Origin of the sequence: Flavitalea sp. (assembly GCF_035489435.1) — a bacterium.
Classification (GTDB): Bacteria; Bacteroidota; Bacteroidia; order Chitinophagales; family Chitinophagaceae; genus DATHKG01.
Genome location: NZ_DATHKG010000060.1, coordinates 75192 through 86579, shown reverse-complemented (window position 1 = coordinate 86579; position 11388 = coordinate 75192). Strand labels below are relative to the sequence as shown.

The 11388-nt window shown below is 41.5% G+C and carries 8 protein-coding genes; 1 reads left to right on the top strand and 7 read right to left on the bottom strand.

Features of this window, described 5'->3' with window-relative positions:
- Positions 1–273: 273 nt before the first annotated feature.
- From VK664_RS09540 to VK664_RS09520, 5 genes are all read right to left on the bottom strand, one after another.
- Positions 274–1863 (bottom strand): ABC-F family ATP-binding cassette domain-containing protein, encoded by a 1590-nt coding sequence (locus VK664_RS09540; RefSeq protein ID WP_461398416.1) that lies wholly within the window; start codon positions 1861–1863, stop codon positions 274–276.
- A 144-nt stretch (positions 1864–2007) separates the two neighbouring features.
- Positions 2008–4413, bottom strand: coding sequence for a GH92 family glycosyl hydrolase (locus VK664_RS09535; RefSeq protein ID WP_461398415.1), 2406 nt, complete (start codon positions 4411–4413; stop codon positions 2008–2010).
- Between the two features lie 10 nt (positions 4414–4423).
- Entirely contained in the window at positions 4424–5320 is an 897-nt protein-coding gene (locus VK664_RS09530; protein ID WP_461398414.1) for an ROK family protein, read from the bottom strand.
- A 43-nt stretch (positions 5321–5363) separates the two neighbouring features.
- Positions 5364–6743, bottom strand: a complete 1380-nt coding sequence (locus VK664_RS09525; RefSeq protein WP_461398413.1) for a sugar porter family MFS transporter — start codon at positions 6741–6743, stop codon at positions 5364–5366.
- A gap of 156 nt (positions 6744–6899) precedes the next feature.
- Positions 6900–8738: a class I mannose-6-phosphate isomerase gene (locus VK664_RS09520; protein WP_461398412.1), complete on the bottom strand. Its 1839-nt coding sequence runs from the start codon at positions 8736–8738 to the stop codon at positions 6900–6902.
- 504 nt (positions 8739–9242) lie between these two features.
- On the opposite strand from VK664_RS09520, the gene VK664_RS09515 reads away from it, so the two are divergent.
- Positions 9243–9968, top strand: coding sequence for a GntR family transcriptional regulator (locus VK664_RS09515; protein ID WP_461398411.1), 726 nt, complete (start codon positions 9243–9245; stop codon positions 9966–9968).
- A gap of 23 nt (positions 9969–9991) precedes the next feature.
- Here VK664_RS09515 and VK664_RS09510 read toward each other — a convergent pair whose 3' ends face one another.
- Positions 9992–10267, bottom strand: a complete 276-nt coding sequence (locus tag VK664_RS09510; RefSeq protein ID WP_461398410.1) for a hypothetical protein — start codon at positions 10265–10267, stop codon at positions 9992–9994.
- A gap of 110 nt (positions 10268–10377) precedes the next feature.
- Positions 10378–11238, bottom strand: a complete 861-nt coding sequence (locus VK664_RS09505) for a CPBP family intramembrane glutamic endopeptidase (protein ID WP_461398409.1) — start codon at positions 11236–11238, stop codon at positions 10378–10380.
- Positions 11239–11388 lie beyond the last annotated feature (150 nt).

Here is an 11388-nt window from a genome sequence, read left to right as displayed (position 1 = left end):
TAGTTGGGAGCGGGATTGTGCCTTTGAGCGGCCTTCGTACCGTGGTCGGAGTTACTGAAGCCGATCAGGGCGATACTGCAACCAGCACTTGAAGAAACCCTAACAAAGCTGATCAGGGCAAAAAAAGCCGATCGGAGACAATCCCGCACGTGCGGGACATGAGCAAAGGTATTAACCACGGGACACAGCCGTAAAAAGGCACAATCCTGCTCCCAACGGAGCGAAGAAGCGACCAAAAACTGTTGCATAATGATGTTATTGCCGTGTGCGGAGTTAATCAAGGTCGATCGTCCGGACAACATTTATCTCTTCAAGAAAATACTGATCATGGGATACTACAATCAGTGTACCCTGGTATTCGTTTATAGCTGCTGTTAATATTTCAATATTCCGGATATCCAGGTTATTTGTCGGTTCATCGAGAATCACCAGGTCGGGTGCGTGATGAGCTATAGTAAGGCAACAAAGCATTAATCGCATTTTTTCACCACCGCTGAGACCTTCGCATTTTTTATCCCAAAATTCTTTAGAAAATAAAAAGCGATTTAACCTAATTTTTATTTCATGTTCCTGTAATCCGGAATTATTGAATGCTGCGGCTTGTTCATAAACTGTCAGATCATTGTTAATGAGTGAATAATCCTGATCTATGTATACTGCCTCACCGATTGCACGATAAGCAACTCCCGAGGAAGGTTCTAAATCTCCTAAAATTAGTTTTATCAGGGTGGTTTTGCCTGAACCATTAGAGCCTTTGATCGCTATTCGTTCTCCGCTTGTTATCACCAGGGTTAATGCTGTCTCCCAAAGAAAAGACTTACCGTAGTGGTAGTTTATTTCCCTTGCATCAAAAAGAATTTTGCCTTTATGCAGTGATGTGTTATTAAAGCCAAATTTCATCTTGTCCATATCGGCTACTGACTTCCTTAATTCATCCCGTTCTTCTGAAATGGCTCCCAATTTTTCTGTATGTACATTTTTGAGCTTCGCCGTACTTTTCTCAGCTTTGTTTCTTAGCGTGTTCATTGAGATAGTCGGCAGCCCGGATTTTTCCTGCTTTTTCTTCCCCTTGGCATTTAATTTATTTTGTCTTTCAATAGATTCCCGCTCAATTTCTTTTGCTTTTCTTAAAGTCTTTTCTACATTTCTTAAGTCCTGGTCCAAAGCGTTGGCTTCTATCAACTTTTGCTGCGAATAAAAATCATAGTTGCCACCATAAACGGTGATACCATGTTTACTTAATTCATAAACTGAATCAAGCAGGTTCAATAATTTTCTATCATGACTAACTACGATCAAGGTTGTAGTGACTGAAGAAACGAATTCATATAATAACTTCCTGCCGGCCGTATCGAGGTGATTGCTTGGTTCGTCTAACAATATGATCCCAGGTTTATGTATTGCGATTCCGGCCAGGAAGACCTTTGTTTTCTGACCCCCACTCAAGGTCTTCATTTGTTGATTAAGCTGTAAACCTTCGAGCTTCCAGAAAGCGAGTGCATTGGAACAACGCTCTTCGATAATCCAGTCATCGTTTAATATCGACAAATTTGTCTCACTTACATTACCCTCAAGAATTTCATGCAGAGATTTTAATTTCTGGTCAATCCTAAGTGCCTCTGCAATCGTGAGCTCGTTAAACTGTCCAAACAATTGCGGTATGTAGTAAGGCGGCGAGCTGGATTGGACCTGGCCCTCAGAAGGGTGCAACAACCCGGCGATAATTTGCAGCAGCGTAGATTTCCCCGAACCATTATTACCGATCAGGGCAACTTTGTCACGGTCACCAACAGAAAAACCAAGATTGTGGAATAACAGATCCTTATTGGGATGCGAATAAGAGATGTTTTGAAGAACGAGCATAATTTCTTCCTTTTAAAAAGTTAATAATGGAAGTAATCCGTTTAACGGTTACTTATTATTTTTTTTGAAAGAAATTATATATCACATTGACCTGGGATGATTTTGAGTTGCAGATGATTTACAGATGCAAAGATAAGCACTTTTCTAATAGTTATCAACCGGCTTCTCGCCCATTTGCAAAACCAGTGTGCCACCTGCTGTTAGATCGGCTAATGAAATAAACGGTTTGTGAATAGCTTTCCCGTTGAGTTGTAAAGTCTGAACATACCCGTTTTGCGCGCTATTGTTTTTTGTTTCTATCACAAAGGTTTTGCCTGAATAATATTTTTTACTCAGCTGGATAGTAACCTTATCGAAAAGTGGACTGCCGATGCCCAGGCTTGGCTCGATATCTGTTAACCCTGCAACATCAAATATTCCAATACTTGAAATAACATACCAGGCACCAAGTTGTCCCTGGTCTTCATCCTGCCCAAACCCATAGCCATGAATCCCTTCTGTTCCATAAAACTGGTTGCAGATGGCCCGAACCCATTTCTGTGTTAGCGAAGGCTTGCCGGAGAAATTAAACAACCATGAAGCATGAAGATTTGGCTGGTTGCCATGATTATAAATTCCTGCTATGCCTGCAAAAGCATCGATGTTAGCACCGCCCCCGAACAATGCTTTTTCGGCGATCCTGAATGTGCTGTCCAGTCTTGCATTGAAAGTGGATTTACCCAGCTTGTTAACCAGAGCCAGGGGTTGATGTGGCACAAAATAAGTATACTGCCAGGCGTTTCCTTCCTGGAAACCGCGCCAGGGCTGGGAAGGATCAAACTTATCTATAAACTTTCCGTCGGCTGTTTTAGGATGAATCAATTTCAAGGAAGGATCAAAGATCTGTTCCCAGCCTTTTGATAACCGCATCAGCTGTTGGTAGTCTGAAGTTTTACCCAACAACTTCGCCCATTGAGCCACAGCGTAGGAGCTATAAGAATACTCGAGGGTATGAGAAGCGGAAAATTGCCAGGTTTCACCACCATCGCGGCCGCTGTCCAGGTGATTGACATAACCATATTTTACAAAACGGTCAACATCTGATTTGCCTGCACCACGTGGACGATCCTTCCCGTCAAGCTCGTTTTTACGCGAAGCCGCATAAGCCAGGTTCACATCAAAGTCGCGTATGCCTGCGATATAAGCACTGGACATCACCAGGCTTACCATGTTAGTACCAACACCGGAAACAAATTTGCTGTTTGCTATTCCATCACCCAACCAACCGGCATCTTTATACACAAGCAACTGGCTTTTGATGAGATCGGAATAAAATTCCGGATAAGCAATTGCCCAAAGCTGGTTAAGGTTCCAGTAAGTACCCCAGACTGCATCAGTGTTATAGTGGTTGTGCAATGGCTGATTTTGTTTATCGAGAGGAATCTGGCCAACGTTACCCCCATTTGTCGGATAAGCACCATTTACATCAGAGGCCAATCCCCTGCCTAATAAAGCGTGATATAATCCTGTATAAAATTTGATCTTATCTGCTTTATTGTTAGTCTCAACAGCTATCCTCCCCAGGCTGTTGTTCCAGTTGTCCCGGGCTTGTTGTTTCGCTTCATCGAATGATATTGATCCTGCTTCCTGCTGCAGGTTAAGTCTTGCATTTTCAATAGAAGTATAAGAAAGTCCGGCTTTGACAACAATACTTTCTTTGTCTGAAGTAGAAAACGTAAGATATGCACCTGCTCCTTGTCCTGAAGTTGATGTAGCACCGGCTTTTATATCATTACCATTGAATACTCCGAAAGCGGTTGGCTTCTTGCTCAACTGAGCAGAAAAAAACATAGTGACCTCAGCACCCCTTTGATATTTTTGCACATAAACCGGGAGTGTCGTTACATAACCTTCCACACTTCCATCAGGCAATATGATAACCTTCGATTCTTTAACGGGTCCACTCTCTCCCTGCTTGTTTCCTATATCAAATAATATATGCGCTTCGTTCGAAGCTGGAAAAGTATAACGATGAAAAGCAACACGTTTTGTAGCTGTCAATTCTGCTTTGATGCCATAGTCTTTTAACATCACGGAATAATAACCCGCAGCAGCCGTCTCCTCTTTCCTGGCGAACCTTGACCGATAACCCTGGTCCGGATTTTCAAGCTTTCCCGGGGTAGTTTCCAATTTCCCAACAATCGGTGCAAATACTATCCCTCCCACCTGGAATTCATGGAAATTTCCAAAACCTTCAATAGATGTGTGTCTGTAATCGTAGCCGGTTGCCTCCCATCCTGATGCATTACCATAGCTTCCATTGGTAGATGGTGCCGGCTTAGCCATTCCAAATGGCAATGCACCCGGGGTATAATGAAACCATCTGCAATGAGCTGTACCGATATTGGGATCTACCCATTGAGTGAAATCTGTTTTCGTTTGCGCAAACATCGATTGCGAAGAAAATATGCCAAGGCTATAAAAAAGAAAAATCAATATTGCATGTTTCGCATCGTTTAATAAGTGTAAGCAACCTGTCAATACGAATTGATGGACTTTGATACCAATCATTACAAAAAAATTAGTCAGCCAATGAACGTTTGTTTGAATTATACCAACTACTGACGGCACCTATCAATGCCGCATTTTCGGCCTGCGCACTTTTATAAATCCTGACCCTGGGATTTACATTTCGAACCTGTTTGAGAAGTTTTTCGCTGAAAAATGGAAAGGCATGGGATATATTTCCACCAATTACTACTGCTTCCGGATCTTCCAATTCAATAAAACAATTGACAAATTCTGCGAGATTAGTCCCGAACTCTTCAAAGATTTGTCTTATCCGTTCTTCCGTATGAGCAAGATTCACTAATTCTTTTACTCCGTCTATTGATTTGCCCCTGAGCTCATAATATTTCCTGGTGAACCATCTGGAAGAAATAAAATCTTCAGCAATTGAATCTTTGAAAGGCATGTTCCATAAATCTGCACTTTCGGCCATACCATTTTTATAGATAGCTGTGCCAAGCCCCGTTCCAAGAGTTATTCCTATTGCCCGTTTAATGCCGGTAATAGATCCGGAGAAAACTTCGCCCTGTAAAAAGCAGGCAGCATCATTATGCAAATAAATGGCTGACAGATCCAGTCCTAAAGCTGCAGACAAACGTTGACTGACATTTACTCCATACAAACCCGGATATTTATTCTGATCCCTGATCAGGCATATACCTTCGTCATATCTGAAAGGCCCCGGCATTGCAAGACAGATCTTTTCTACACTCGCGCTCCCCAAGGCCTTTGCTATACAATCAGCCCATCCTTGTAATAACTCATCAACACCGGCATTTGGTTTAATAGCATGCCTGCACAATGACCGCTCAGATAAATGTTTATTATTTATGTCCACAAGCGCAGCGGTGATATGTGATCCGCCAATATCTGCCCCTAAGGCAACACCGCTTTCCTTTATTTGTTCCACTTTAATAAAAGGGTTTTCGTCTTATCAATAATATTTCAAAAAACTAAACCAATACTTCTTTTTTGCTACCCGCCCTGGTTTTCCAATCACTTTCAATTTCTTCGAGCGTTTTTCCTTTTGTTTCAGGAAGTAATTTGTAAACAGTGATAAATGCAATCACGCAAAATGCAGCAAACATCCAAAAGGTAGCAGCTGTACCAATACCTTTTAATAAAACAGGGGTTAGTTGCCCAACAATTGTGTCGGCTATCCACATCACCATTATGCTAAGCGCCATAGCCCGGCCCCTTATTTTGTTTGGAAAGATTTCAGCAGCGATTACAAATTTCAATGGTCCTATTGAAAATGCGAAACAGGCCAGGAATGCTAATACACAAACAAGCAGCCAGATACTGGTTGTTGCCCCGGTCGCAAAACAAAGCCCTGTTAAAAATAAACTGATGCCTGCCCCCGCAGTACCAGCAAGATATAAAGGCCGGCGCCCGGCACTGTCTACTTTCCAGATTGCAATTAACGTGAACAACATATTGGCGGCACCAAAAATTACCTGGCTTAATAGAGAATTGCTTAAAGAAATGCCCGCGTTACTAAGGATACTGGGACCATAATAAATGATTGCATTGATACCACTAAACTGAGAGAACAAAGGCAGCAATAATCCAATAATCAACGCCCTTCTCCACTGTGGGGCAAATAATTCTTTATACGATATCTGTTGTTCCTGGAGATTTCCTTTTATGTTTTGAAAATCTTTCTGAGCTTCAGCAGGTTCATTTATTTTATTAAGAATGATCTTACCTTTTTCGGTATGACCTTTCTGAATAAGCCATCTTGGACTTTCAGGTACAAGGAAAAGACCCACCAGGAATAACAGGGCGGGCAATACACCAAGTCCCATCATACCACGCCACACTTCCGTTACAAAGAGTGTATGGAAATATCCTTCGCCAACAGGATTTTTGAGTGAGCGGTTTACAAGACCTGCATTTGAAAGATAGGCAACCAAAATTCCAAAGGTCAATGCAAACTGATAATAGGTTATTAAACGGCCACGTGATTTAGCCGGTGCAATTTCTGAAATATATAATGGAACTACATTGGAAGCGATACCGATCCCTATCCCGCCGATAAACCTTGCAGCTATGATCCATGGAAGAGTTGGCATAAGCGCACAGCCAAGGGCTGATAAAAGAAATAATATTGCAGAGGTAACCAGTGGTGTTTTCCTCCCAAGCCTGTCACTTAATTCACCGGAAAATGCAACCCCCACAATACAACCTACCAGGGCCGACGAAACAAACCATCCTTCCTGGAAAGCAGATAAAGTGAATTGTTTTTGCAACAAAGGCAAAACACCAGATATCACTGCCATATCAAAACCAAAGAGGAATCCACCCAGCGATGCGACGAGGGTTGTAGTCATCAGAAATATTTTTTTATTCTGCATAATCCGGGTTCTCTTTTTTTAATAATTCACTTTTTGATAATTCAATGGTTTATCGGCTTTTTATAATTCAGCTTTTTATAATTCAATGGTTTATCGTTGCATGTTTCATGAAGACATAGAAGGTGCTTCTTGTTATTTTAAAAAATCAAGATTGTCTTTTATGAAGGCTATTATCAGCTTCGCTTTATTATTACCAAGATTGGTGACCTGGTAATACTCTGCCGCAGCCGGTACAACAAATGTTTCAGCATAATGGAATATAGTGTCCCTGCCATCAGGAGTTTTCACTGTAATGGTAGTGCCTTCTACCAGCATCAATACATGGCAGCTTCCTTTGGTGCGAAGGTTGACAGTTGAATTAAATTCTATACGGTTCACATCATACAGGTGCTCATCATGTGTTGGCAGATGGACCAGTTCCCAATCCTCACCTTTTTCAATGATAGAAGGTGTTGAGATTAACTCACTTTTTACACGGTTGCCTTTTCTTTCAAATTTCAGATTGTTGAAAGCGTGTTCAATGTTGATGGCCCTTGGTTCCCCGTTAAGATCGAGTCTTAACCAATCATACATCTTGAAAGTGAAGATATAAGGCGTTGCACTGATTTCAAGAACGAGGTTATTTGCACCTGCGCTGTGTACTGTGCCGTTGGGTATCAGGAACAGGTCATGTTTATGAGCCTGGTGAGCCAGGACGTATTCTTCAATCGCAACAATTACGTTGTTGTTGCGACTGTTTTCCAGCACCTCCCGAAACTTGTCAGCATCGATATTTTCCTGGAAACCAAGATAAACAGTCGCATCCTCTTTGCAATCCAGTATATAATATGTTTCATCCTGTGTTATTTGTTCTCCAAAATGCCTGCGTATATATTGCAGCGAAGGATGGCACTGAATGGAAAGATTACCCCCATCCCAGGTATCCAGGAAATCAAACCTGATCGGGAACTCGTCCCCGAAAAATCCGGCATGTTTTCCAAGGATTGCTCTGTTATCTGCAAACATCAGGTAATCAAATGAAAGCTCCAGCAGGTAACCATCGCTTTCAAAAATGATCCCGTTTTCCGGTACTATTAATTCAAAAGACCAGGCATAGTTCACTTCATCTTTGCTCAATCCTTCAAACCTGTCTTTCATCCAATGACCGCCCCAGGCACCGGCTTCAAACCAGGGACGCACGCGGAATACCGATCTGCTCATAGCTTGCAGCCCTTCTGAAAGGCTCTCATTCAACATCCAGTTAACGGAATCCATCCATTGAACATCTGCAAACACGGAGACCCTGGACATTAAATCTTTTTTATGTTTATTCAACACAACCCAGTCCACAAAATAAAATCGCTTGTACATTTCCGATGGACGTGTCGGGTATCTGCATCCAAGATTTGTGATAGAACCCGCCCTCATACGATATTGCAGTTCATTTTTTGGCAAGTCCAGATAAATCACCGGAGTATCCGGCCATCTTACCAAAGCCGCACCGGAGCCAAACAAAATATTAAGATCGTAAAGGTCATCCGGTTGAATAGCCTCCAGGCTGGCATGGTTAAAAAAATTGTTGATATCATAATCACATTTTTTTCCCCAGAGGCTATCTGAGCTTCCAAGATAAGGGTCCACAATTGCAGCAATCTCTTCAGGAGTTTTTAAAAAAGACGTCATATCGAGCCAATTCACCCTTACCCCTTTGAAATAAAAAACTTCAGATAAAAAGGTCCGGACATCCTGCCATAAAACCCCGCTGTATCCATCAATGATAACCGTGGGATGTCTGAGGATCCATACGGCAAGCGATTCATACCCATTGAAAATCTTTCCTGTTCCTAAAGGATGAGAGGGAAATAGCTGGTAATCGCCTGTTGTTTGCACCTCTTTTTGCACTTTTTGCGGCAAAAGCCGCTGCAGACTCAGCCTTTTATCACTTTGAACCGGGTCTTTCTTATCAGATGAAGTTGTACTGGTAACCAACATGTTCTGTATTATTTTCTACTGTTAATTTAAGCCGTGGGATCTAACGGCTTAAAGGCTGGACGACTAGAATTTATTATGTTATAATGTAGGTACATAATTAGTCCAAATATATTAATATACCAAAAACAGCTACAAAATTCAATCGGCCCTAACATTTCAATATATGATCCTGATATCCTTTTTACTAATCAGGCGGTTCCTCTTCGTGTTAAATTAGTGAAAACGGGCGGTTCCCGGATCCCGGAGTTGCCACAAACCGGTTACATAAATTGCTACTTTAACAGATAGGTTCCCAGGCTTAATAATCAGCTATAATACAGCTGAATCAGGTTCCCGGATTCAGACAGATAAATTGTTGTACTAATCTAACGAATATGCACATACGTTTTGTACTGTTTAAACACTGTGGTGAATATTAATTATCATTGCAACTGATTTGCAAATGTTGGCACATAGTGACAAATCTACATTTTTACTTAATTTCACCTGAATCAGCTTTTGAAAATGAAATTAGATCACAAAAGTCATATTCCTCTACACGTGCAGGCCGAACATCTGTTGAGGACCATTATAGCTGATCCCCAGTATGCCAATGGGAAACTGATTCCAAACGAGGTTGACCTGGCCAAACAACTTGCCATTTCCCGTACTACCATAAGGCAGGCCTTGAATAAGTTGGTTTATGAAGGATTATTAATAAGAAAGAAAGGTATCGGTACAAAGGTCTCCGGGACAACGGTCAGTTCCAAATCAAACAACTGGCTTTCTTTTTCCCAGGAGATGAAAGCTCGTGGAATTCCGATTAAAAACTTCGAACTGCATGTGAGTTGGGTAATACCAACCGAACAAATTGCGAATTTTTTCGAGATCAGCACTGAAAAAAAAATATTAAAGCTTGAAAGATTAAGAGGTAAACCGGAAGGGCCGTTTGTATATTTTGTTTCCTACTTCCATCCGCGTGTTGGGTTAACGGGAGAAGAGGATTTTAAACGTCCACTTTACGAGATCCTGGAAAAAGATCATATGGTTGTGGCAAATCTTTCACAGGAAGAAATAAGTGCAATAGCAGCAGATAAATTCATTGCAGGTAAGCTTGAAGTTGAACCGGGAAGCCCTATACTCATGCGTAAGCGATTTGTATTTGACCAGGGTGAGCGCCCGATAGAATACAATCTAGGGTATTACCGGGCCGACAGTTTTGTTTACACCATTGAGAGCCGGAGAGAATAAAGTTGCCGGCTACAGTATCCTGCTTACTTGTCTATATTGCCGGTTTCATCACCGTATTGATTTTGAAGAGTTAGTAGTTTCTTTTTGAGTTCAGCCAACTGTTTTTTATAAATGGGAAGATTGTAAACATTGTTCAATCGGGGGTTATAAGCATGGTCATCAGACATTATAAACACAATGTTTGGCCGGTTTTCCCCAAGCGATCCATCTGCTATTTGTCCCCGGCTTTTGGACCTGGAATAAAGAAGAGAAAGGCTGATAAGTAGTCCCTGAAAATTGTCTAAAATGATCAATCCCATTGAATTTTGTAGCAAAGTAAGATGTAGCAAAGTAAGATATTATTATATATGTACATACATAATGACATAAATAGCTCAGGGTGATGACCAGAAGATTGAACATCTAACGACTAAATTCCTTTCAATTTCCGGACATAAATTTCTGTAAACACAACTGCGATAATCAACATTGCCAGATGCATTATTACTCCAATGGTTTCTGTTCGACTTATGGCATCCGCTGCAGGTTGAGCGCCGTAGTCCAGCAATAAGACGGCATCATTTTTCCCTTTCATCCCTGCGAACGCCTGGCTTACATTTGCGGCAACATGCAAGCCAAGCGGCATTGCGATTCCACCATAGCGTATAGTCGCCAATCCGAACACATAAGCCCAGACACCAGGTCCAAGCAAGGCACTTAGGATTCCCTGGCCACCAATTATATGATAGGCTGCAAAAGCAATTGCCACAACTAACTGGGTTATCCGAAAATTAAATGTAGCATTAAGTTTTACGAAAGTATAAGATCTGAATGCCAGCTCTTCCATCATGCCAAGGGGAATGATGGCGAGATAACTGGCCGCTATGCCACTACTGAATACGAATGATGTGTTTTTGTGTAATTCCAGATCACTGAACAGCACCAAAATGCCAATCATTATCGCACAAATGATAGTACCAATCAAATAGCCGGATATAAACCTGGCGATAGATTTCCTTTCAAATACCAGCCAGATATCCCGGAACCTGCGCTTCTCATTTCTCAAAAATAAATAGATAGTCATAATGGCTGCGATTGTTCCCACGATTCCAAAAAACATCGAGGACCAATCTTTCCTAAACAGCGGAACCAGTAAGGATCCCCCAAGGAACAACAGCCCTATAAAGACCAGCCAAAACAAAACACATTTTATGATAGTTGAAACCGGCTCTTGCTTTAAAAATGAAACTGCTTTTGAAGTTTTTATAGGATCAACTATCGTGTCTTCCATCATTTATTTTTATAGCTCAAAAGGAAACAAATCGCAGGGACTAACAAAATAAGATCGACGAATACCGCATTTTTTCCAACGAAGGCTATTCTGTGCGCTTTGCTCAGTAGCGATCAAAAAATCGTTCGTTAATGAACACTGTGAATTCGT

Coding starts and splice junctions, on each gene's coding strand:
- VK664_RS09540 (WP_461398416.1), bottom strand. CDS start 1,863: ATGCTCGTTCTTCAAAACATCTCTTATTCGCATCCCAATAAGGATCTG.
- VK664_RS09535 (WP_461398415.1), bottom strand. CDS start 4,413: ATGATTGGTATCAAAGTCCATCAATTCGTATTGACAGGTTGCTTACAC.
- VK664_RS09525 (WP_461398413.1), bottom strand. CDS start 6,743: ATGACTACAACCCTCGTCGCATCGCTGGGTGGATTCCTCTTTGGTTTT.
- VK664_RS09520 (WP_461398412.1), bottom strand. CDS start 8,738: ATGTTGGTTACCAGTACAACTTCATCTGATAAGAAAGACCCGGTTCAA.
- VK664_RS09515 (WP_461398411.1), top strand. CDS start 9,243: ATGAAATTAGATCACAAAAGTCATATTCCTCTACACGTGCAGGCCGAA.
- VK664_RS09510 (WP_461398410.1), bottom strand. CDS start 10,267: ATGGGATTGATCATTTTAGACAATTTTCAGGGACTACTTATCAGCCTT.
- VK664_RS09505 (WP_461398409.1), bottom strand. CDS start 11,238: ATGGAAGACACGATAGTTGATCCTATAAAAACTTCAAAAGCAGTTTCA.